At 34.2% G+C, this 21,820-nt stretch carries 23 protein-coding genes and 2 tRNA genes; 13 read left to right on the top strand and 12 right to left on the bottom strand.

Features of this window, described 5'->3' with window-relative positions; all coding sequences use genetic code 11:
- Positions 1-10: 10 nt before the first annotated feature.
- A complete protein-coding gene (locus tag RB618_RS10855; protein WP_308068742.1) occupies positions 11-1,267 on the top strand; it encodes a hydroxymethylglutaryl-CoA reductase in 1,257 nt (418 codons plus the stop codon).
- 138 nt (positions 1,268-1,405) lie between these two features.
- Here the strand turns inward: RB618_RS10855 and RB618_RS10850 are convergent.
- From RB618_RS10850 to idi, 7 genes are all read right to left on the bottom strand, one after another.
- Positions 1,406-1,479 (bottom strand) — tRNA-Thr (locus tag RB618_RS10850).
- A gap of 112 nt (positions 1,480-1,591) precedes the next feature.
- Positions 1,592-1,665: transfer RNA gene (locus tag RB618_RS10845), tRNA-Thr, on the bottom strand.
- 76 nt (positions 1,666-1,741) lie between these two features.
- Positions 1,742-2,008 (bottom strand): hypothetical protein, encoded by a 267-nt coding sequence (locus tag RB618_RS10840; RefSeq protein ID WP_012022371.1) that lies wholly within the window; start codon positions 2,006-2,008, stop codon positions 1,742-1,744.
- Between the two features lie 57 nt (positions 2,009-2,065).
- Entirely contained in the window at positions 2,066-3,034 is a 969-nt protein-coding gene (locus RB618_RS10835; RefSeq protein ID WP_308068741.1) for a type I phosphomannose isomerase catalytic subunit, read from the bottom strand.
- A 57-nt stretch (positions 3,035-3,091) separates the two neighbouring features.
- Positions 3,092-3,550: a peroxiredoxin gene (locus RB618_RS10830; RefSeq protein WP_129749009.1), complete on the bottom strand. Its 459-nt coding sequence runs from the start codon at positions 3,548-3,550 to the stop codon at positions 3,092-3,094.
- A 3-nt stretch (positions 3,551-3,553) separates the two neighbouring features.
- Positions 3,554-3,964 (bottom strand): 6-carboxytetrahydropterin synthase, encoded by a 411-nt coding sequence (locus RB618_RS10825; RefSeq protein ID WP_308068740.1) that lies wholly within the window; start codon positions 3,962-3,964, stop codon positions 3,554-3,556.
- Between the two features lie 21 nt (positions 3,965-3,985).
- The gene (gene idi / locus RB618_RS10820; protein ID WP_073408979.1) at positions 3,986-4,513 is read right to left on the bottom strand and encodes an isopentenyl-diphosphate Delta-isomerase; all 528 of its coding nucleotides are present in this window, start codon (positions 4,511-4,513) and stop codon (positions 3,986-3,988) included.
- A 294-nt stretch (positions 4,514-4,807) separates the two neighbouring features.
- On the opposite strand from idi, the gene msrB reads away from it, so the two are divergent.
- The 5 genes from msrB (at position 4,808) to RB618_RS10795 (ending at position 8,522) form a co-directional block, all read left to right on the top strand.
- Entirely contained in the window at positions 4,808-5,362 is a 555-nt protein-coding gene (msrB, locus tag RB618_RS10815; protein WP_308068739.1) for a peptide-methionine (R)-S-oxide reductase MsrB, read from the top strand.
- A gap of 7 nt (positions 5,363-5,369) precedes the next feature.
- Complete coding sequence (msrA, locus tag RB618_RS10810; protein ID WP_308068738.1) at positions 5,370-5,975, top strand: peptide-methionine (S)-S-oxide reductase MsrA; 606 nt, start codon at positions 5,370-5,372, stop codon at positions 5,973-5,975.
- A 366-nt stretch (positions 5,976-6,341) separates the two neighbouring features.
- The gene (locus RB618_RS10805) at positions 6,342-6,794 is read left to right on the top strand and encodes a carboxymuconolactone decarboxylase family protein (RefSeq protein WP_111424460.1); all 453 of its coding nucleotides are present in this window, start codon (positions 6,342-6,344) and stop codon (positions 6,792-6,794) included.
- Between the two features lie 81 nt (positions 6,795-6,875).
- Positions 6,876-7,214 carry a YciI family protein gene (locus RB618_RS10800; RefSeq protein WP_308068737.1) on the top strand — a complete coding sequence of 113 codons (339 nt, stop codon included), beginning with the start codon at positions 6,876-6,878 and terminating at the stop codon, positions 7,212-7,214.
- Positions 7,215-7,277: 63 nt separating this feature from the next.
- Complete coding sequence (locus RB618_RS10795) at positions 7,278-8,522, top strand: DUF6596 domain-containing protein (RefSeq protein ID WP_308068736.1); 1,245 nt, start codon at positions 7,278-7,280, stop codon at positions 8,520-8,522.
- Positions 8,523-8,821: 299 nt separating this feature from the next.
- On the opposite strand, the gene RB618_RS10790 is transcribed toward RB618_RS10795, so the two are convergent.
- Positions 8,822-9,259, bottom strand: coding sequence for an META domain-containing protein (locus RB618_RS10790; RefSeq protein WP_308068735.1), 438 nt, complete (start codon positions 9,257-9,259; stop codon positions 8,822-8,824).
- A gap of 263 nt (positions 9,260-9,522) precedes the next feature.
- Between RB618_RS10790 and RB618_RS10785 the strand changes: the two genes are divergently transcribed.
- The 3 genes from RB618_RS10785 (at position 9,523) to RB618_RS10775 (ending at position 12,960) form a co-directional block, all read left to right on the top strand.
- Positions 9,523-10,935, top strand: coding sequence for an aminopeptidase P N-terminal domain-containing protein (locus RB618_RS10785; RefSeq protein ID WP_308068734.1), 1,413 nt, complete (start codon positions 9,523-9,525; stop codon positions 10,933-10,935).
- Between the two features lie 563 nt (positions 10,936-11,498).
- The gene (locus RB618_RS10780; RefSeq protein ID WP_308068733.1) at positions 11,499-11,858 is read left to right on the top strand and encodes a cupin domain-containing protein; all 360 of its coding nucleotides are present in this window, start codon (positions 11,499-11,501) and stop codon (positions 11,856-11,858) included.
- Positions 11,859-12,000: 142 nt separating this feature from the next.
- Positions 12,001-12,960, top strand: coding sequence for a quinone oxidoreductase (locus RB618_RS10775; protein ID WP_308068732.1), 960 nt, complete (start codon positions 12,001-12,003; stop codon positions 12,958-12,960).
- Positions 12,961-13,220: 260 nt separating this feature from the next.
- Here RB618_RS10775 and RB618_RS10770 read toward each other — a convergent pair whose 3' ends face one another.
- The 3 genes from RB618_RS10770 to RB618_RS10760 form a co-directional block, all read right to left on the bottom strand.
- A complete protein-coding gene (locus RB618_RS10770) occupies positions 13,221-14,303 on the bottom strand; it encodes a hypothetical protein (RefSeq protein WP_308068731.1) in 1,083 nt (360 codons plus the stop codon).
- A gap of 22 nt (positions 14,304-14,325) precedes the next feature.
- A complete protein-coding gene (locus tag RB618_RS10765) occupies positions 14,326-15,027 on the bottom strand; it encodes an SMI1/KNR4 family protein (protein WP_308068730.1) in 702 nt (233 codons plus the stop codon).
- 75 nt (positions 15,028-15,102) lie between these two features.
- The gene (locus RB618_RS10760; protein WP_308068729.1) at positions 15,103-16,662 is read right to left on the bottom strand and encodes an FAD-dependent protein; all 1,560 of its coding nucleotides are present in this window, start codon (positions 16,660-16,662) and stop codon (positions 15,103-15,105) included.
- 334 nt (positions 16,663-16,996) lie between these two features.
- Between RB618_RS10760 and RB618_RS10755 the strand changes: the two genes are divergently transcribed.
- Positions 16,997-17,233 (top strand): hypothetical protein, encoded by a 237-nt coding sequence (locus RB618_RS10755; protein ID WP_111379894.1) that lies wholly within the window; start codon positions 16,997-16,999, stop codon positions 17,231-17,233.
- A 91-nt stretch (positions 17,234-17,324) separates the two neighbouring features.
- Here RB618_RS10755 and recQ read toward each other — a convergent pair whose 3' ends face one another.
- Positions 17,325-19,520 (bottom strand): DNA helicase RecQ, encoded by a 2,196-nt coding sequence (gene recQ, locus RB618_RS10750; RefSeq protein ID WP_308068728.1) that lies wholly within the window; start codon positions 19,518-19,520, stop codon positions 17,325-17,327.
- A gap of 86 nt (positions 19,521-19,606) precedes the next feature.
- On the opposite strand from recQ, the gene RB618_RS10745 reads away from it, so the two are divergent.
- Genes RB618_RS10745 through RB618_RS10735 form a run of 3 tightly spaced genes read left to right on the top strand, consistent with a single transcriptional unit; the run spans position 19,607 to position 21,730 of the window.
- Positions 19,607-20,572 (top strand): KpsF/GutQ family sugar-phosphate isomerase, encoded by a 966-nt coding sequence (locus tag RB618_RS10745; RefSeq protein WP_308068727.1) that lies wholly within the window; start codon positions 19,607-19,609, stop codon positions 20,570-20,572.
- Positions 20,572-21,387, top strand: a complete 816-nt coding sequence (gene tatC / locus RB618_RS10740; RefSeq protein WP_308068726.1) for a twin-arginine translocase subunit TatC — start codon at positions 20,572-20,574, stop codon at positions 21,385-21,387. Before RB618_RS10745 ends, tatC begins: the two co-directional genes overlap by 1 nt.
- On the top strand, positions 21,380-21,730 hold the full coding sequence (locus RB618_RS10735) for a carboxymuconolactone decarboxylase family protein (protein WP_274254318.1): 351 nt from the start codon (positions 21,380-21,382) through the stop codon (positions 21,728-21,730). Before tatC ends, RB618_RS10735 begins: the two co-directional genes overlap by 8 nt.
- The last annotated feature ends 90 nt before the right edge of the window (positions 21,731-21,820 follow it).

Raw genomic sequence — 21,820 nt, 5'->3', positions numbered from 1 at the left:
AACTACATTTATGGAAAATTTAATCAACAACATCAGTCGACCTAAGCATGATTTTATAGATTCGTCTGTTTTTCACAAACTAGAATCTTACAATCCCAAACACTCCCAAGCAGAAAAAATTCCAGACCAAGACCCGTACACTTTAAACGGGCAAAAATTGCGTTTGAATTTTATTCGCAGCCAATTAAACTTAGACCTAGATTTTCTTTCTGGAGAAAAAGTTTTCTCTAACAACGAAAGTCTTAAAGGCAACATCGAAAATTACATCGGAATGAGCCAGATTCCTACCGGAATTATTGGTCCGTTAGTAATAAACGGAAGTCTTGCCCAAGGCCCTTTTTACGTTCCCCTTGCTACTACCGAAGGCGCCTTACTTGCTTCCTATAATAGAGGCGCAAAAGCCTGTCGAGAATCTGGACCTATAACTGCCGTTACACTTCAAGAGGGCGTACAAAGAACTCCAACTTTTAAATTCAAAACCGTTATTGAATTAGGTAAATTTGTGTCATGGGTTTTAGACCATACTGAAACCTTTTCGGCACTAACCAGAGAAACCAGTAATTATGCCATTTTAAATGACATTGGCATTAATATCGAAGGAAACATTCTGATCTTAAAATTTGAATTTACTTCGGGCGATGCTTCAGGTCAAAATATGGTAACGATTTGTTCGGACAGAATATGCCAATACATTTTGGAAAACTGTCCAATAAAACCAGTTTTCTGGACTATTGAAGGTAATTTTTCTGGCGATAAAAAAATAAGCCCCTTAAATACCAGAGTTCGCGGAAAAAAAGTTACTGCAGAAATCGTACTGAAAAAAGAGGTCATTAAATCGGTTTTAAAAACAACTCCGGCATTATTGCATGAACAATGGAGAATATGCGTTTCTGGGGCAAAAAAAGCAGGTGTAGTAGGCGGCGGAATGCATCCTTCAAATGGACTCGCAGCTTTGTTTATTGCCTGTGGACAAGATGTTGCTTGTACAGGTGAAGCTTCTGTTGCCGTAACAAGAATGGAAATCACTGAAGACAACGACATTTATTTTGCCATTACTATGTCTAATATGATTGTAGGGACAGTTGGCGGCGGAACTTCATTTCCTACCCAAAGAGAATGTCTTGAACTATTAGACTGCTATGGCGCTGGAAAAAGCGGCAAATTTGCTGAAATTGCAATTGCCCTATGTTTAACTGGCGAACTTTCAATTTTGGCAGCAATGTCTTCAGGACAATTTACAGCTGCACATCAAACCCTAGGAAGATAAATTAATTAAATCCTAAAATTCAAATTTCAAATTCCAAATTCCAATTTCGTTAAAAATTGGGATTTGGAATTTTTATATTGGAGTTTATTTCTTTTTTGGAACAAAAAAAAAACCACCACATTTCTGTGATGGTTTTTGAGCCGATAGAGGGACTCGAACCCACGACCTGCTGATTACAAATCAGCTGCTCTAGCCAGCTGAGCTACATCGGCCTATTTTGCGAGTGCAAAGATATAAATGTTTTTTAATATTCCAAAAAAAATTTCACACCTCTCTCTATAATTAAAAAAACCACCACATTTCTGTGATGGTTTCCGTTTTTTGAGCCGATAGAGGGACTCGAACCCACGACCTGCTGATTACAAATCAGCTGCTCTAGCCAGCTGAGCTACATCGGCGTCATTACGGGTGCAAATATAAAGCGGTTTTTCAATTTCCCAAAATATTTTTGCACTTTTTTACACTTTTTTTTGCTTAAAGCGCGTTGATTTTTTCAATCAATTGATTAGCAGTTTGTTCTAATTCAACATTGATTTGTTTGAAGTGTGCTTTTTTATTTTCAACGTTCTTAGCGTTCACTTTTGTAATCAAAGTATCAAATGCAGCGATAGCTTCATCGATTAAAGCATTCGTTTCTGGAGTAGGATTTCCTGTTGTAGACATCTCAAACAAGTAAACTGCCTCAATAATATCTCCTAATACAAAATTGATGTCTTTCTTTAAATTTTTAACGTTTGCCATTTTTATTATAATTTTAATTTGCGTCTGCAAAAGTACATATTATCTTTAGAATAAGTGCTAAGAAATGTAAATTTCTAAAATTGAAGCTTTTCCGTTCAAAACAAATGCATTTATCGCAGCTGGAATCAAGACAGTATCTCCTTTAATGTAAGTATGTTTAAAACCGTCATATTCGATTTCGAAGCTTCCTTCAATACACATGTAAACAGTAAATGTTTCTCCAGATTTCACAACTTCTACTTTATCTTCTAATGGAATAAAATTTGTCGTGAAATAAGGACAATCTACTACAACATTTGAAGTATTGATTTTTGAATCGTATTTCTTTTGTGTATCAACTTTATTGTAGTTTATAGCATCAAGAGCTAGATCTACGTGTAATTCTCTTTTATTTCCTTGCGCATCTACACGGTCAAAATCATACAATCTATATGTAATATCAGATGTTTGTTGAATTTCTGCAACTACCAATCCAGCGCCAATTGCATGAACGGTTCCTGTTTCTAAAAAGAAAACATCTCCTGATTTTGCTTTCACATCGTCTAAGATTGAAACCAAAGTATTATCATTTAAATGCTTTAAATATTCTTCTTTACTAGAATCTTCTTTAAATCCAACAATAATTCTAGCATCGGCATCAGCCTGCATTACGTACCACATTTCAGTTTTTCCGAATGAATTGTGACGCTCCTTAGCCAATTTATCGTTTGGATGCACCTGAATAGAAAGATCTTCTCTTGCATCTAGGTATTTAAAAAGTAATGGGAATTGTTTTCCAAATCTCTCATAAACTTTAGTTCCTAAAATAGCATCTGGTGTTTCGTCGATTAAATCCATTAAAGATTTTCCTTTTAAAACTCCATTTGCAACCACACTTACATCTCCTTGTACTGTAGATAATTCCCAGCTTTCGCCCGTAATCTTAGAAACGATTGGTTTGTTTAGAACTGTTTTTAATTTTTCTCCTCCCCAGATTCTTTCTTTCAAAATCGGTTCAAATTGCAAAGGGTATAAATTTTGACTCATGTTTTTTAGGCTAATATATTTGTTTAATTAATTCTATTCTGATACTATTTTGGTTTTCTATGATACTAATTCCTGTACAGCTTCTAACGCTTTCGGTATATGTTTAGCTGCATTTGCGCTATCAAATATCGAAATCACCAAACCATTTTTATCAATTATATAGGTAACACGTCCTGGCAGAAGTCCGAACAGATTATTACGCACACCAAAAAGTTTTCTTAATCTTTTATCCTGATCTGAAAGCAAAATAAAAGGTAATTTATGTTTAGCAGCAAATTTATGATGTGACTTTACACTATCGCTGCTAATACCAATTACCTCAGCTCCCAAATCTTTAAAATCCTCGTATTGATCCCGAAAACTGCAAGCTTCGGTCGTACATCCTGGCGTATTATCTTTTGGGTAAAAATAAATCACCAGCGGCTTTCTTCCTAAAACGCTTTGGCTTTCAAAAAGTTCACCATTGTTGTCTTTCGCAGTAAAATTCGGAACTATATCTCCTATTTTTAATGACATTTTTTATTCTCCTTTATAAGTTACAAAATTTCGTTCCGTTTCGTTCAATACAACTTCAAGATCAAAGTCGGCATGAATTCGTTGTCTAATTTTATTCCATATCACAACAGCAATATTTTCTGCGGTCGGATTCAAATCTGCAAATTCTGGAACATCCAGATTGAGATTTTTGTGATCAAACGGAATTTCTACTTCTTCTCGTATAATATCCGCTAATACTTTCACATCGAGAACAAAACCAGTTTCGGGGTCAATTTTTCCTGTAACACTTACTGTTAAACCATAATTATGACCATGAAAGTTGGGATTGTTGCATTTTCCAAAAACAGCATCGTTTTTTTCAAATGACCAATCCTTTCGATAAAGTCGATGTGCAGCATTAAAATGTGCTTTTCTTGATATGGTTACTCTCATTTATGCTTTTGGTTAGTTTGGCTATAATTTATGGTCTTCCAGATAATGATCAAATTCATCAAAAATTATCTTAAACCATACGGTATAAATTTCGGGCTGTTTCTCAATATCTGCTTTAACATCTTCAATACTCATCCATTTCCAGTCTTCCACTTCGTCTGGGTTTATGTTTGGCTCCTCATTATAATAACCAATCATAACATGATCTAGTTCGTGTTCTGTCAAACCATTATCAAAAGGTGCTTTATAGATAAAATGAAACAACTCTTTCAGCTCAGCTTTAAAACCCATTTCTTCAAACAATCTTCGGCTTCCCGCTTCAATGTTTGTTTCTCCTTCTCTCTGATGACTGCAGCAAGTGTTTGTCCAAAGCAACGGAGAATGATATTTATGATGAGCACGCTGCTGCAGCATAATTTCGTTTTTACTATTTAAAATAAAAACTGAAAAGGCACGGTGCAAAAGCGCTTTTTCATGTGCTTCTAATTTTGGCATCAAGCCAATCTGTTCATCGTTCTGATTAACTAGTATTACGTTTTCTTCTGTCATAAGGCTTCTTAAGCAAACAAAAATACGAAAAAAGAAATGGCTTAAAAATGCTAATTCAGTTTGGCAAAAGTTAAGCTTTTTATCCTATTTCTATTCTACTGATTTACAACGTTATATTTTACGTTAAATTTTAAAAGCAGTTAAAATTAAGACATAAAAACTACATTGCGTTGTTTTACGTAACTAATAAAAAGTTAAAACACACTTAAAAAAATCTCAATAATAACACAGTCTGTAATTTGAAGCTGGTTCTCAACGTATCTTTGATATACAGATTAATGCACCTAAGAACTTATGAAATCTAAAAACCTAATTTTCAGTCTTTGTTTTTTACTTCCGCTTTTTATTTTACAAGCCTGCGGACAAAACACTAAAAAACAAACTGCACAAACTGCTGTTATGGAAAATAAAATCAGTAAACCCGGAAATCCTTACTATTCAAATACCGACACAACAAAACTAAATGTAAGCAATGCCGAATGGAAAAAAGTACTTCCCGAAGATGTTTATGCCGTAATGCGTGAGGCCGATACCGAAAGACCTTTTACAGGCAAATATTGGAATACCGACGAAAAAGGAACTTATTATTGCGCCTCTTGCGGAAACCTACTTTTTAGATCTACAGCTAAATTTTCCAGCAGCTGCGGATGGCCAAGCTTTTTCCAACAGGAAAACAAAAAAAGTATTGTTTTTAAAGAAGATAATTCTCTTGGTATGGAAAGAATTGAAACGCTTTGCGGGCGATGCGGCGGACATTTAGGACACATCTTTGATGATGGTCCTGAACCAACCGGAAAACGCTACTGCATGAATTCGATTGCTCTTGATTTTATTCCCGATACTAAATAAGCTACAAATGAAAAACATACTTTTAATATGTCTTTTTGCGCTTTCGCTAAATGGCATTTCCCAAAATAAAAAAGCGAATCTAGAAACCATAACACTAGGTGGAGGATGTTACTGGTGTGTTGAAGCCGTTTACGAAAATCTGGACGGAGTAAAATCTGTTGTTTCAGGATTTTCAGGAGGAAAAGTTGCTAATCCGACTTATGAAGAAGTTTGCACAGGAGAAACTGGTCACGCTGAAGTGGTTCAGATTACCTACGACAAAAATGTAACTGATATAAACGAAATCTTCAAAGTCTTTTTTACCGTTCACGATCCGACAACTTTAAATCGTCAGGGAGCAGATGTGGGAACACAATACCGTTCTGTTATTTTCTATAAAAATGACGAACAGAAAAAAGCGGCACAAAGCATTATTGCAGAATTGAATAAAGCGAAAGTTTATAACAGTCCAATTGTAACTAAAGTGGAACCTTTTAAAGTTTTTTATAAAGCCGAAGATTACCATCAAAACTATTATGCCAACAACAAAAATCAGCCGTATTGCAAAATGGTGATTCAGCCGAAAATAGAAAAGTTTGAAAAGGTTTTTAAAGACAAACTCAAAAAGAAATAAAGAATATTAACCGCTTCTATCTTTTGGAAAGCTCCAGAGGAGCGAAATATTTATAGCAAAAACGTTTTTTACAATATAAAGCTCCGCAGGAGTGACATATATTTTATAATCTAATATATGTCACTCCTGCGGAGCTTTTTTTATTTGTCTTATGAAATTCTATACATATTTTACCCCGCTGGGGCTTGCTGACAAGATAATTTTATAAATTCTTCGATTTAATCATCCTTTTTTTTTGTTTGCTAACCCTTATAAACATTGGGGTTTTCTTTTAATTGAAAAAATATTTTATTTTTTTTCATCTTTTTTGTCCAATCCTGAAAGTTCGATTGTTATTAGGGTATAAACAATTAAAAAATATACATCATGGAAACTAGACTTAATTTATTCGAACAAGGTCAAAAAGCAGTTAGCACATTATTTGGAATCAGCGGTTACTTGAAAAAAGGAACAATCGAAGCTTCTCTTATGGAATTAATAAATTTCAGAATCTCTCAAATCAACAATTGCGGCTATTGTTTAGACATGCATTCAAAAGAAGCTTTAGCTGCTGGAGAAACACCACAGCGTTTATTCGGATTAAGCGTTTGGAGAGAAGCTCCTTATTATACAAAAAGAGAAAGAGTTGCTCTTGCTCTAGCAGAAGCAGTAAATGCATGTGATGTTCCAGACGAAATTTACGAAATTGCAAAAGCCGAATTTACAGAACAAGAATTAATCGATCTTACTCTTGCAGTTGCTGCTATTAATGCTTGGAACCGTCTTAATATCACTTTTGCCAACGTACCTGGAACTTACAGAGTGGGACAATTTGGGTAAACAATAATTGATTTTTATTTTCTAAAAACAATTAACTTTATACAACTAAAAGGAAATTATTCAATTATAAAACATAAAAAAATGAATGAGTTTTTATTGATTTTCAGACGAGATTTTAAAACAAAAGAAACACAGCCCTCTCCAGAAGAATTGCAGCAACATTTACAGCAATGGCAAAACTGGTTTGGAAGTCTTGCTGCTCAGGATAAACTGGCTAGACCTTTACAAAAATGGGACGGTCAGGGAAAACTTGTAAATTCAAACAAAGGAATTACTGACGGTCCTTTTGTTGAAATTAAAGAATCTATTGGTGGACTAATAATCATTAAAGCCAAAGATTATGATGAAGCAGCCGAAATTGCACAAGGATGTCCGGTTTTAAATTTTGGCGGAAATGTCGAAATTAGAATGGCAGTTTAAATTTTGAACTAACTTATATAAAAATGCCTTTGTATCTTTTCTTAGGCATTTTTTCCTTAAAATATGGAGCACAAAGAACTTATCCCCAATTTATTCAGAACCGAATATCAAAAAATAGTTTCAGTTCTCTGCAGTTTATTTGGAATTCAGCATATCGAAATTGCAGAAGATATTGTAAGCGATACTTTTCTAACTGCTTCAGAAACCTGGGCAATTAAAGGAATTCCCGAAAACCCTTCAGCCTGGCTTTATACCGTTGCCAAAAACAAAACCAAAAACTACCTGAAAAGAAATAACGTTTTTGAAACCAAAATAGTTACCGAAATAAAACACAATACTCCGTTAAACAATCCTGAAATAGATATTGATTTATCTGATCAAAATATTGCAGACAGTCAGCTGGCGATGATTTTTACCGTTTGCAATCCGTGCAATTCTGAAGAAGCTCAAATTGCTCTTGCCTTAAATTTACTCTGCGGTTTTGGAATAAATGAAATCTCTGATGCTTTTTTATCCAACAGAGAAGTTATTTACAAAAGGATTAATCGCGCCAAAGAAAAACTGAAAGAAGAAAATATAAAAATTCAGCATCCAAGCAATTCTGAAATAAAAGACAGAATTCAAACCGTTCTAAAAACGATTTACCTGCTTTATTCCGAAGGCTACTACTCGATTTCGCAAAATACCACTTTACGAAAAGATCTTTGCACCGAAGCCATGCGTCTGACTTATTTATTAATTCAAAATGAAAGTACAAATCTCCCGCAAACCAATGCTTTAATGGCTTTAATGTGTTTTCATTCTTCAAGATTTGATGCGCGAACTAGCTTAAACGGCGAAATTATTTTATATGAAGATCAAGATCAATCACTTTGGAATCAGGAATTAATAGACAAAGGAACTTATTTCCTTAGCCAATCCTCAACAGGAAATACACTTTCCAAATATCACTTAGAAGCCGGAATTGCTTATTGGCACACTATTAAAAATGAAACCATCGAGAAATGGGAAAATATTCTAGAACTCTACAATAATCTAATCATTTTAGAATATTCGCCAATTGTGGCTTTAAACAGGACCTATGCTTTATCTAAAGTAAACGGCAAAGAAGAAGCAATCAAAGAAGCCGAAAAATTAAATTTAACAGATAATCATTTTTATTATTCTCTACTAGGAAATCTTTATTCGGAAATTGATGCAAAAAAAGCATTTCAGCATTTTGAAACCGCATTTGGCTTAGCTAAAACAGCATCTGACAAAAACATCATCAGCAAAAATATGGAGCAGTTGAAGTTGAAAACCAATTAGCTTTAATGTAAAAAAATAGACTCCTTAAAAGAATAGTTTTTTTGTTGAACGAAATATTTATAAAATTTATTTTATCTGTAAAACCCCAGCGGGGTAAAATATTTATAGAATTTCACTACGACAAATAAAAAAGCTCCGGAGGAGCGACATATTTTTTTCTTCAACTTAAATATATGTCGCTCCTCCGGAGCTTTATATTGTAAACATTTATTCTTTGCTATAAATATTTGGCTCCTCCGGAGCTTACAAATAAAACTGTCCTTTTAAGACAGCCTATTTTCCTTATTTTGATTTTAAAACTATTGTTTAGCCACTTTTTTAAATCTCATTACAGGAATATCGCCCTGAATTAAATTTAGTTTACCGTCTTTATCAATAGAATAACTTGTAATTTGTCTAATTTGTTTTAGAAATACTTGTTCACCGCCACCTTCACAAAACATCATTGTAGTTGGTCCCTCTTGTCCAAAAGTCAAAGACTTTCCTTTTAAGGTATAAGAGGCACTATAACCATTACATCCGTTATTTCCATAAACTTTAGTTTCTTTTTGATCGAAAGTAAGTTGTGGTTTTTTATTCGGATATAATCCTTGAAATGCAATTCTTGGTCCCGAGATATATTCCAACTCCCAAGTTGTGCCAAATAAATCGTCTGCATTAGAAGCAGATTTTGATGCCGTACATGAAGCAAATAATAAAGTTAAAACTGAAAGGACTGCAAATGTGTATTTTTTCATAAAAGTGGATTTTAAAGATTTATAATTTGTTTTGTTTTTTTGAACTAAAATAATTCTATAAAAATTCTTTTCTCAATATTCGTGCCCAGTTTGCAGGTTTATTGAAGTTTTGTTCTTGGTATAAACTGTTATTTTTGTCTCTAAGTTACTACAAATTATTTAAAGTTTTATGAGTCAAATGTTTAAAATAAAACAAGTGACACTTTTTTTTTTGTATTTTGCATCAATCAAAAAACCAAAATCATCAACAAAAACCTAAAAAAATGAAACAAATTCTATTTTTGTTTGTATTTGCCTTGACAGCACCATTTGCTCATTCGCAAGAAAACCTTCCAACAGATTATCTCACAAAAGAATTTCATCAAGGGCGTCGTGAAGCTTTTAGAGCTTTAATGCCTGCTAATTCAGTTGCCGTTGTTTTTTCTTATCCAGAAAGAGTCTTTTCTAGAGACATCGATTACAATTATCACTCAAATCCCGACATGTATTATTTATCAGGATACAAAGAACCAGATGCAATATTATTAATCTTTAAAGAAGGACAAGGAACCGAAAAATATAATGAAGTCCTTTTTGTACGAGAAAGAAATGCTACACACGAAATGTGGACAGGAAGACGTTTAGGAGTTGAAGGCGCAAAATCGAAACTAGGTTTTACAGCTGTTTATAACGGAAAAGATTTTAATGCGTTTACCGTTGATTTCTCAAAATTTGATAAAATCATTTATGATAAATTCCCAACAGATGTTGCAGAAAACAGTAATCCTGACAATTTATATGCATTATTAAAATCATTTAAAGCTAAAGCTGGAATTACGCAAGCAAATGAAACTTCAACCGATTTATTCAATAAAATTACCAGTTCTCTTCGTGAAATAAAAACTCCTGAAGAACTTGTTTTGATGCGCAAAACAGTAAAACTTTCTTGTATTGCCCACAACGAAGTGATGAAAGCTGTTGGCCCAGATATGAGCGAAAACGAAGCCGACGGAATTCACGCCTACATTCATAAGCATTATGGCGCAGAAGGCGAAGGCTATGGCCCGATTATAGGAGCTGGAGCAAACGGATGTATCTTGCACTATTGGGAAAACAATGCCACAAAAATCGACAATCAATTATTATTAATGGATGTTGGTTCTGAGTACCACGGCTATTCAGCAGACGTTACCAGAACAATTCCGGCAAACGGAAAATTTACCGAAGAACAAAAAGCGATTTATCAAATAGTATATGATGCTCAAGAAGCTGTTTTTAAAATCTGTAAAGAAGGAACTCCGCTAGTGGCTTTAAACGAAACTGCAAAAGATGTAATAGCAAAAGGCCTAATCAAACTTGGAATTATTACAGATCCAAAAGATGTAAAATTATATTATCCTCACTCATGCTCGCACTTTCTTGGTTTAGATGTTCACGACAAAGGAACTTATAATGGTCCACAAACTCTTATAAAAGAAAACATGATTCTTACTGTAGAACCTGGAATCTACATTCCGGCAAACAGCAAATGCGATAAAAAATGGTGGAATATTGGTGTTCGTATCGAAGATGATATTTTAATGCTTAAAGATTCTTATGAAAACCTGTCTGCAGATTCTCCAAGAAAATGGCAAGATATCGAAGCTTTGGCTAAGCAAAAGAGCACTTTTAATGATATGAAATTCCCGAAAATATAAACCCTGAAAAGTTTTTAAAAGCAACCTAAAACATTATAAAACCATTAGTAAATAACAGAGCATTTACTAATGGTTTTTTAATATAATTTCATGAATATTCGGATTAAAACAAATACAAATAACCAAAAACAAATGCGCTACAAGCAAGAACAAGACTAATAGTTTAATTTTAAGACATTCCACATCTCTTTTTTTCGTAAATTAGTAGTCCCAAAATAGGCACTATTTATCGCACTTCAATTTCCCAAACCAGTGAAGGTAAGCCGAAAAAAACGACGGATTCAAACAGGTAACATGGGGATCTGCTTTACCTAAATCCAAGGATCTCACATCTGCAAAATGAAATCCAATTTTTCTAGCTAAAATATCCTAACCGCAATTTTTCGAATCAGGAAAAATCTGCCTCTTCGCATTAATTTAAAAAAATGCATTGCAAGAGAGCTTTGTCTTTTTTTATAAAACGCAACTATGATAAAGTTCTCAAAAAGAATACATGATAAACAATTCTGGAAAAATTTAACCAATAAAAAAGAAATGAAATGAAAACTATTAAAAAGAATTTAATGTCTCTGTTCATACTATTACTTTTGATGTTAAGTATGAATATCTATGCACAAGACCCTTTAAAAGTAGCGCCTAACGCGTATAAAAAAGTACTTCTAGAGAATGAAAAAGTAAGAATAATGCAAGTTCAGATTACTCCGGGAGAAACAATTCCATGGCATCATCATCCTGACCACACCATCTATGCATTGGCTGATGGAAAAATTGAAATAACCGATAAAGGCAAAGCTCCCATTATTATGGATATTAAAGCCGGAGATGCCATGTACATACCTTCAGTTACACATATGGCAAAAAATTTAGGAGATACAACTATGAATTTGATTGTAACAGAAATAAAACCTAAAGCTAAAAAATAAACCACTAAGGCATCTCAACCTTTTTAATTCAACCCAAAGTAACAACCTGAATTCAAGTTGTTACTTTTTTTTTTATTTTTAAGATTACCTTTAAAATGGAGCCAATATATTTTCCGTTATTTGTAAACTCAAAAAACTAAAAATGAAAGCACTTACCTTCTCTACTTTTGGGAATTCAGATGTTTTAGAATATATAGAAATCCCTAATCCGCAATTAAAACAAGACGAAATTTTAATCGAGATGAAAGCCATCGGCTTAAATTTTGCTGATGTTTACCGTCGAAAAGGAAATTATCATTTAAAAGGAAATCCACCTTTTATTGCGGGTTATGAAGGCGCTGGAATTGTGGTCGACCCCAACAACCATACAGAATACAAAGTTGGTGATCGTGTGGCTTTTGCCGATGCACCATTTGCCAATGCAGAATTGGTTGCTGTAAATGTAAATCACATTATTCCGTTGTCTGAAAATATCTCTTTTGAAACTGCGGCTTCTGTTTTACTTCAAGGTTTAACGGCTCATTATCTTGCAACCGACAGTCACAAAACGGCTAAAGGAGAAACTGTTTTAATACACGCGGTCGCTGGTGGAGTTGGTCAGATTCTAACCCAGATCAGTAAACTTCTTGGTGCAACTGTTGTTGGTTTAACTTCATCTGCTGAAAAAGCAAAAATCGGATTTGAACAAGGTGCAGACCATGTTTTTCTTTACAATGAAGATTGGAAATCACAAGCTCTTAAAGTAGTTCCAAATGGTGTCGATGTTGTTTATGACAGCATCGGAAGCACTTTAATGGAAAGCTTTGAAGTCACTAAAGAATGCGGACAAGTTGTTTTCTTCGGAATGGCGGGCGGAGACCCAGCACCTGTAGATCCTAGAATGCTTATGGACGGTTCTAAAACTTTAACGGGTGGCGATTTATGGAGTTATTTAAATTCTAAAGAAGAAAGAATCAAAAGAGCAACTCAACTATTCAACTGGATTACAGAAGGAAAAATCAAATTGTCAGAACCGACATCTTTCAAATTATCTGAAGGAAAACTGGCGCACGATTTCTTAGAAAGCAGAAAAAGCACAGGAAAAATTATTTTGATACCGTAAAAATGTTTTCGCCACGAATTCACTAATTTCATTTCAAATAATTCGTGAATTCGTGGCGATTATTACATTAGAAAAATATAGTCCCTACGGGACACGTCTCCCTTATCATTTGTGATCTACCAATATTTAGTCTCTACGAGACACTAAAAAGAAGATTCAAAAAAAACTCCGCTAGGAGTTAAATATTGGTAGAATACAATTAAACGCCACAGATATATTGTCCCGTAGGGACTAAACAAGATTTTATTACGAGAATCCAATTATAATTGGGTAACCTCAATTTTTGTTAATTCTGACAATTCTAAAATTCGCTCTACTTCATCTTTATTTACCACAAAAAACAAATAACTGTCTCCATAAGTTTCATAAGTCAGCAACTCCAGATTTGACTTCTCCAATTCAGATTGAATGTATGGAAACAAATCATGGCTATAGGTTTCTTCTGGATAATCAAATTTGAAATCTTCGCCAAGCATCTCCGAAATAAAATATTCTGCATCTTCGGGATCAAATTTCCAATCGCTATGCCAAGTATTTATTTCTTCAAAAAAACTGAAATGATCTTCTGTGGTTTCGTAATACGTTTTCGTTTCATGATTAAAACTATCAAAAAGCTTCTCCGAATATTTTTTTACGTCATCTTCCTCGATATTATTTCTCGAAACTAATTTGACAAATTCTTCAAAATCCTCCACGGCCGCTTTATCATCTAGCAGTAAATTTTCTGAAGACGGAAGCTCAATATCCGCAGGAATTTCGACATTAAAATACTCACAGATGGCTTGCAAAACTTTTTTGAAATCTTTAACCCCTATTTCCTGAGTTTCATTTTGAGGGTTCTTAAAATCAAGATATTCTGAATCTAGCAAACCTTTTACATAATCAGAAAAATGATTACTGGAATATAACATTCTAAAATCGTTTATTTCTAAACTATTGGTGCAGCAAAAGAAAATCATAAAATTATTAATCACACTTGTAAAGTGTTTTTTCATTTCCTGGCTTGGGCGCGAATAAAACTGAATATGAATAAAATCATACTGCAAATCATCCTGCATCGCTTCTTCTGACAAGCCTCCAATATTCAGTTTTTTATAAAGTTCGTTCAGAACTTCATACGCATTATTAAATCCCGCTTTTTTAACTTCTGCTCTTCCTTCTTCGTGATCCAATGAGGAAGGAACAGAATATAAATTTACAGTAACCGTGTCATGAATTCCTTTTACTTTGAACTCTAGACTAGATTCATGATATAAATGACTATAAATTGTATTAATAACATCAAAAGAAATGATTGATTTCGGATCGTTATTTCTATTAAATAAATTGGAGAAAAAGCCCATGGGAAATATTTTAAATTAAAAATTAATCGTTTGAATATTTAAAACTCTGATTCATTTTATCAAAAGGAATTACTTCATTGACAATAGATTCCAATTCGAAATCTGTCAATAATCCTCTCGCCGATTCCACAATTTTTGGCGAAACATGTATTTCATAATCAATTATATCGCGCTCTAAAATAGTTGATAGAATTGCATTTTGCTGCTCAGTCAAATACTTTTTGTGCGATTTAAAAACTGATTCAATATCATCTCTAAATTCTTCATCTGTAAGTTCATTGTAGACATCTTGTTTTGACATATCGATCAATAAAACTTTGAAGATAAAATCTTGAAGGTTTTTTGCCAGATAATTAACTTCGTTGGAATCGTGCCAGACAAAAACGATCGGCACATCACCATTGTTTTCTTCGTTTAAAAAGAAGCAATAATGATCGCCACCACCACTTTTGGCAAACGGAATAAATTTAAATTCTGGGTTGATATTTCGATAATCGTCTGGATCTCGAAGTTCTTCTATTTCTTCTGCAACCGATTTCAAATTCAGCGATTCAAAATCATACGAATGCAAAAGCAAAGGCGGATTATCTTTTAAGGTTGGATAAACTTCTGTATACCAATTTGGACCATATTCTCCGACGTCTAACATACCGTCAGCATCTAACTGCTTGTATAAAAGCGGAAAATGGAATCCGTATTTTTTTTCTATTTCTTGTATTGTCATCTTTGGGGCAAATTCTATTACAATCAAACCACTAAGATAACAATCTTTTTACTACACCAAAAAACCTGAGGCCAATTATTTCAAGGATTCCGCAATCATCAAGGCACATTTTTCTCCATCAATTGCTGCAGAAATAATTCCGCCCGCATAACCTGCACCTTCTCCGCAAGGATATAAACCTTTGATTTGCAAATGTTCTAAAGTCATCGGATCTCTCGGAATTCTAACTGGAGATGACGTTCTGCTTTCTGGCGCATGTAAAATTGCTTCGTTAGTTAAATAACCACGCATTGATTTTCCAAAATCCTGAAATCCCTGACGCATAATCTGAGTTAGAAATCCTGGAAAAACTTGTCCCAATTCAACCGAAGTGGTTCCTGGAACATAAGATGTTTTCGGAATATCTGCCGAAACTTTGCTCTTAGTAAAATCGATCATTCTTTGAGCTGGAACTTTTTGAGTTTCACCCGCCAAATGCCAAGCTTTTTGTTCGATGCTTTTTTGAAATTCCATTCCCGCCAAAGCGCCGAATTTTGCAAAAGGTTTGAAATCTTCCAATTTCAATTCGACTACAATTCCAGAATTTGCTGTAGATTGATCACGCTTAGACGGCGACCAACCGTTTGTAACCACTTCACCTGGACTAGTTGCACATGGCGCAATTACACCTCCTGGACACATACAAAACGAGTACATTCCGCGACCGTTAACTTGTTTTACGATAGAATATGGCGCTGGTGGCAAATGTTCTCCACGGAAATCACAACTGTATTGAATGCTGTCGATTAATTCCTGAGAATGCTCTGCACGAACTCCTAAAGCAAAAGGTTTTGCTTCTATTAAAATTTTCTTTTTATCTAATAATTCAAAAATATCACGAGCCGAATGTCCCGTTGCCAAAATTAATTTGTTGGCGTGAATTTTATCTCCGTTTTGCGTTACAACTCCTTCAACTTCATTATTTTTCACCAAGATATCAGCTACACGAGTTTCAAACAAAACCTGACCACCAAACTCCCTAATTTTATTTCGGATATCTTCAATGATTTTTGGCAGTTTATTGGTTCCAATATGCGGATGCGCTTCTACCAAAATATCTTCAGAAGCGCCAAAAGCCACTAAAAGTTCTAATATTCGGGTTACGTCACCACGTTTTTTAGAACGGGTATATAATTTTCCATCAGAATATGTTCCTGCTCCACCTTCACCAAAACAATAATTTGAATCCTCGTTTACAATATGCTCGCGATTTATTGCTTTCAAATCACGACGGCGTCCACGAACGTCTTTTCCTCTTTCGAGTACAATTGGTTTCAAACCTAATTCAATTAATTGCAATGCCGCAAAAAGTCCAGCTGGGCCTGCTCCGACAACTATAACTTCTTGCGCATTCGAAACATCCTTATATATAGGAAGTTCAAGTTTGGTTTCCTGAAAAGGTTCGCTTTTTAAATAAATAAGAACTTTCAAATTGATTTTAATCGCTTTCTGACGTGCATCAATAGAGCGTTTTAAAATTGAAACATGCTGAATTTCTTGAGCAGAAACTTTAATCTGCTTAGACAAATGGTCTTTTAGCAATGATTCGTTTGCAGCAATTTCGGGTGTAACTTGAAGTAAAAGTTCTTTAGGCATTTTGTCTTGTTTATTCTATTAGCTTTTCTTTCTATGAAAAGAACATGCAAAAGTACTATTTTGAAATGAGATTTTATATTTACTTTAAATTTTCACGCAGATCTAAGCAGATCTAAGCAGATTTTATCCTTAATTTATTTTTTCATAAAATCTTTGCGATTTATTTTTAGCCACAGATTATTTGGATTAAAAAGATTTCTTTTAAGAGCAGTTAGATGCACTGCAGTATGTCTCGACAGAAAAAAACTTAGAACCTTAGTATCTCAGAACCTTAGAACCTTTTTTCAAATAGACTTTGTACCTTTGCAACTCCGAACCTTTGCACCTTAAAAAAATGTCTAGAAAAATAAAACTGATCTGGGATTTCCGTGGACCAGCTTCTGCAAAAACAGCAGAACATCACGAAATTCATTTAAAAGAATATATCGCAATTGAAAAACTACCTTTAAATATTACTGGATATAAAATCATAGACGAAATGTACGCCATAGCTTTTATGGTAGTAACAGACGAAAATATGATTCAGGTAAGAGATGCTTTGAAACCGCATCGTGGGGAACTCTACGAGTAGTTTTCAGTTTTCGGTCACAGTTTACAGTTTTACACTGAGACTAATTTTAAATCGCAGTTTACTGAGACCGTAAACTGCGACTGTAAACTTTTTAATTAGCTACTTCACTAATAAACTTAATACGCATTAAACGCAATTCGTCAATATCGTAATCGCCATCAAATTCTTTTAAGGCATCTTCGATTTTATCAGATTCTGATTCCATGAAATAATCGTGAATTTCTTCCTGCTGATCATCGTCTAGAATATCGTCTAACCAATATTTGATATTCAGTTTTGTTCCAGAATAAACAATCTGTTCCATTTCTTTAATCAATGCATCCATCGTAAGTCCTTTCGCGGAAGCGATATCATTTAATGAAAGCTTTCTATCAATATTTTGGATAATATATAATTTGTTGGCAGAATTTACTCCTGTCGATTTTACGACTAAATCGTCCGGACGAATAATATCGTTGTCCTCAACATATCGGCTGATTAAAGCAACAAATTCGCTTCCGTATTTTTTAGCTTTTCCTTCCCCAACACCATGAATATTATATAATTCCTGAATTGTTATCGGATATTTTAAAGCCATATCTTCAATTGAAGGATCTTGGAAAACTACGAATGGAGGAACCCCCAATTTCTTAGCCACTTTTTTACGAAGTTCACGAAGCATTCCCGTTAAAACTTCGTCTGCTGTTCCAGAAGATTTTCCACCTGTTACAATAGTTTCATCATCGGCTTCAGTGTATTCATGATCTTCAGACATCATAAATGAAACTGGCTTTTTGATAAAATCTAAACCAGCTTTTGTGATTTTGATTACTCCATAAGTTTCAATGTCTTTAGACAAATAACCAGACACCAAAACTTGTCTTAGCAATGCCATCCAGTATTTTTCGTCGTGGTCTGAACCAGAACCAAAATAAGGCTGAGCATCTGTTTTATGCGCTTTAATAACCGCATTGATACGTCCTATTAAAGTAAAGACAATTTCTTTTGATTTATAAATATGTTTGGTATCGCGAACAATTTCCAGCAATTTAACTACTTGATCTTTGGCTTCAACTTTATGTTTCGGATTACGAACATTGTCATCCATATCTGCTCCTTCGCCAGTTTCGCTATCAAATTCTTCCCCGAAATAGTGAAGCAAGAATTTTCTACGTGACATTGAAGTTTCGGCATAAGCCACAACTTCCTGCAAAAGGGCAAAACCAATCTCCTGTTCGGCAACTGGTTTTCCAGACATGAATTTTTCCAGCTTTTCTACATCCTTATAAGAATAGTATGCTAGACAATGCCCCTCTCCTCCGTCACGTCCTGCACGTCCAGTTTCCTGATAATAACTTTCAAGTGATTTTGGAATATCGTGGTGAATTACAAAACGAACGTCTGGCTTATCAATCCCCATTCCGAAAGCGATTGTTGCCACAACGACATCAACATCTTCCATCAAGAACATATCCTGATGTTTGGCCCGCGTTTTTGCATCTAAACCTGCATGATAAGGAACAGCGCTAATTCCGTTTACTTGTAAAACTTCGGCAATTGATTCTACTTTTTTACGGCTTAAGCAGTAAATAATTCCAGATTTGCCTTTATGCTGTTTGATAAATCGAATAATATCCGACTCGATGTTTTTTGTTTTTGTTCGAACTTCATAGTACAAGTTCGGCCTGTTGAACGATGCTTTAAAAGTATTGGCATCGGCCATATCAAGGTTTTTCAAGATATCTTCCTGAACCTTTGGTGTTGCAGTTGCAGTAAGTCCAATAATTGGCACTTTCCCTAGCTGCTTAATTATATTTCTCAGATTTCTATACTCTGGTCTAAAATCATGTCCCCATTCTGAGATACAGTGTGCCTCATCAATGGCTACAAAAGAAATAGGCACGCTTTGTAAAAAAGCTACATATTCTTCTTTTGTTAGTGATTCTGGGGCTACATACAAAAGTTTGGTCAGTCCAGATGTAATATCTTTTTTAACCTGAGCAATTTCTGTTTTGGTTAGAGAGGAGTTTAATACATGTGCAATTCCATTTTCAGACGAAAGACTTCGAATTGCGTCAACCTGATTTTTCATCAAAGCAATTAAAGGAGAAACAACAATTGCTGTTCCTTCTTGAATTAAAGCCGGTAATTGGTAGCAAAGAGACTTTCCTCCACCGGTCGGCATAATTACGAATGTATTCTTTTCGTCTAAAATGCTCGTAATGACTTGCTCTTGCAAGCCTTTAAATTGGCTAAAGCCGAAATACTTCTTTAATTCTTTATGTATTTCAATTTCATTTGAATTCATTCTCTATATTAATGGTATTTTGTATAAATTTGCAACACATAAAGATACAACTTTCTTTTATACATACAAATTTTAAATATTCTGTTTTGATCACAAAAGAAAATATATTGGCGATCGCCAAGAAAACAATACTCTCTGAAAGTGAAGCAATTACAAAACTAATTGATTTTTTGGACGAAAATTTTTACGAAGCTGTCCAACGCATATACGAATCCAAAGGCCGTCTGATCGTTACAGGAATTGGAAAAAGCGCGATCATTGCACAAAAAATGGTAGCTACTTTTAACTCAACTGGAACTCCTTCTATGTTTTTGCACGCAGCAGAAGCTATTCATGGAGATTTAGGAATGATTCAAAATGATGACGTTATTATCTGCATTTCTAAAAGTGGGAATAGTCCAGAAATTAAAGTCCTTGTTCCTTTATTAAAAAGATTCGGAAATACCTTGATTGCCATCACAGGAAACACAACTTCATTTTTGGCAAAAGGCTCCGATCTGGTTTTAAATACAACTGTTGACACAGAAGCCTGCCCTATCAATTTAGCTCCTACAAATAGTACGACGGCACAACTTGTAATGGGTGATGCCTTGGCTGTTTGCTTAATGGAAATGCGTGATTTTAAACCAGAAGATTTTGCAGTTTATCATCCGGGAGGCGCTTTAGGAAAAAAATTACTGCTTCGCGTAAAAGATATGATCGAGCATTCGTTAAAACCAGCTGTTACTCCAGATACTCCAATCAAAAAAGCAATTTTTGAAATCTCTGAAAAAAGATTAGGAGTTACTGCAGTAATTGAAGACAATAAAATTATCGGAATTATTACCGATGGAGACATCCGAAGAATGCTAAACGACGTAGATAGTATTGCGGACTTAACTGCAAAGGATATTATGTCAAAAAATCCAAAAGTAGTTTCGTCTGAAACTATGGCTGTCGACGCTTTAAATATTTTAGAAGACTTTTCGATCACGCAATTGATCGTTGCGGATAATGGAGAATATAAAGGAGTTTTACATTTACATGACATTTTAAAAGAAGGAATCGTATAATGGCAAAGAAAAATCTTGGCGAAATGTCATTTTTAGATCATCTTGAAGAATTGAGATGGTTATTGGTTAGAAGTACACTTGCAACAATTATTATGGCAATTGTCACTTATTTTATTAGCGATTATTTATTTGATCAAATTATTTTAGGTCCAATTAGACCAACATTCTTTACGTATGTTTGGTTTTGCGACTTATCTCACTCATTAGGATTTGCTGACAGCATCTGTATTACAGAACTGAACTTCATTATTCAAAATACCGAAATGGAAGGTCAGGTCAATATTTTTGTCTGGATGTGTCTTTTGGCAGGTTTCATCCTTAGTTTTCCTTATATTTTATGGGAAATCTGGAAGTTTATCAGCCCTGCACTTTATGAGAAAGAAAGAAAAAATGCAAAATTATTCATCTTTGTTTCTTCTTTACTTTTCTTTTTAGGAGTGTTATTTGGATACTTTGTTGTAATTCCGATGTCAGTAAACTTCGTTGCTACATTCTCTATCAGTGATGTGGTAAAAAACCAATTTACTCTAGAATCTTATATGGGAATGGTTAAAACAAGTATTCTTGGAAGCGCGATCTTTTTCGAACTTCCAATTGCTATTTATTTCTTAACAAAATTAGGATTAGTAACTCCTGAATTCTTAAGAAAATATTGGAAATATGCTGTCATAATTATTTTAATTATTGCTGCAATTGTGACGCCGCCAGATGTTGTGAGCCAGACCATTGTTGCAATTCCGATGTTGCTTATTTACGAGGTTAGTATTCTAATTTCGAAGATTGTTTATAAAAATAAATTAAAAGAAAATGTCTGATATAGTTCAAGAATTTAACGACTATCGTTCTAAAATGAACGAAAAACTGCTTGCTGACAACAACAAAATTGTAAAGCGAATTTTTAATCTTGACACCAATGCGTATGCCGAAGGCGCTCTTGATGTAAAAACAAAAGAGCTTTTAGGGTTGGTAGCATCGGCAGTTTTAAGATGTGACGACTGCGTAAAATACCATTTAGAAACCAGCTACAAAGAAGGTGTTTCTAAAGAAGAAATGATGGAAGCAATGGGAATTGCTACTCTTGTTGGAGGAACAATTGTAATTCCTCATTTAAGAAGAGCTTACGAATTCTGGGAAGCGCTTGAAGAGCAAGGCAAATAATTAGAAAATGAGATAATTAGTCAATTAGATAATTTTCACACGATATGTTAATTCGTTTAATTGATTAATTTATTTTATCTTATTTTGCCA

The sequence above is a fragment of the Flavobacterium sp. LHD-85 genome, from assembly GCF_030929595.1.
Lineage (GTDB): Bacteria > Bacteroidota > Bacteroidia > Flavobacteriales > Flavobacteriaceae > Flavobacterium.
The sequence above is the reverse complement of the archived record's forward strand: the minus strand, read 5'-3'. Positions and strand labels throughout refer to the sequence as shown.

Coding starts and splice junctions, on each gene's coding strand:
- RB618_RS10855 (WP_308068742.1), top strand. CDS start 11: ATGGAAAATTTAATCAACAACATCAGTCGACCTAAGCATGATTTTATA.
- RB618_RS10840 (WP_012022371.1), bottom strand. CDS start 2,008: ATGGCAAACGTTAAAAATTTAAAGAAAGACATCAATTTTGTATTAGGA.
- RB618_RS10835 (WP_308068741.1), bottom strand. CDS start 3,034: ATGAGTCAAAATTTATACCCTTTGCAATTTGAACCGATTTTGAAAGAA.
- RB618_RS10830 (WP_129749009.1), bottom strand. CDS start 3,550: ATGTCATTAAAAATAGGAGATATAGTTCCGAATTTTACTGCGAAAGAC.
- RB618_RS10825 (WP_308068740.1), bottom strand. CDS start 3,964: ATGAGAGTAACCATATCAAGAAAAGCACATTTTAATGCTGCACATCGA.
- idi (WP_073408979.1), bottom strand. CDS start 4,513: ATGACAGAAGAAAACGTAATACTAGTTAATCAGAACGATGAACAGATT.
- msrB (WP_308068739.1), top strand. CDS start 4,808: ATGAAATCTAAAAACCTAATTTTCAGTCTTTGTTTTTTACTTCCGCTT.
- msrA (WP_308068738.1), top strand. CDS start 5,370: ATGAAAAACATACTTTTAATATGTCTTTTTGCGCTTTCGCTAAATGGC.
- RB618_RS10805 (WP_111424460.1), top strand. CDS start 6,342: ATGGAAACTAGACTTAATTTATTCGAACAAGGTCAAAAAGCAGTTAGC.
- RB618_RS10800 (WP_308068737.1), top strand. CDS start 6,876: ATGAATGAGTTTTTATTGATTTTCAGACGAGATTTTAAAACAAAAGAA.
- RB618_RS10795 (WP_308068736.1), top strand. CDS start 7,278: ATGGAGCACAAAGAACTTATCCCCAATTTATTCAGAACCGAATATCAA.
- RB618_RS10790 (WP_308068735.1), bottom strand. CDS start 9,259: ATGAAAAAATACACATTTGCAGTCCTTTCAGTTTTAACTTTATTATTT.
- RB618_RS10785 (WP_308068734.1), top strand. CDS start 9,523: ATGAAACAAATTCTATTTTTGTTTGTATTTGCCTTGACAGCACCATTT.
- RB618_RS10780 (WP_308068733.1), top strand. CDS start 11,499: ATGTCTCTGTTCATACTATTACTTTTGATGTTAAGTATGAATATCTAT.
- RB618_RS10775 (WP_308068732.1), top strand. CDS start 12,001: ATGAAAGCACTTACCTTCTCTACTTTTGGGAATTCAGATGTTTTAGAA.
- RB618_RS10770 (WP_308068731.1), bottom strand. CDS start 14,303: ATGGGCTTTTTCTCCAATTTATTTAATAGAAATAACGATCCGAAATCA.
- RB618_RS10765 (WP_308068730.1), bottom strand. CDS start 15,027: ATGACAATACAAGAAATAGAAAAAAAATACGGATTCCATTTTCCGCTT.
- RB618_RS10760 (WP_308068729.1), bottom strand. CDS start 16,662: ATGCCTAAAGAACTTTTACTTCAAGTTACACCCGAAATTGCTGCAAAC.
- RB618_RS10755 (WP_111379894.1), top strand. CDS start 16,997: ATGTCTAGAAAAATAAAACTGATCTGGGATTTCCGTGGACCAGCTTCT.
- recQ (WP_308068728.1), bottom strand. CDS start 19,520: ATGAATTCAAATGAAATTGAAATACATAAAGAATTAAAGAAGTATTTC.
- tatC (WP_308068726.1), top strand. CDS start 20,572: ATGGCAAAGAAAAATCTTGGCGAAATGTCATTTTTAGATCATCTTGAA.
- RB618_RS10735 (WP_274254318.1), top strand. CDS start 21,380: ATGTCTGATATAGTTCAAGAATTTAACGACTATCGTTCTAAAATGAAC.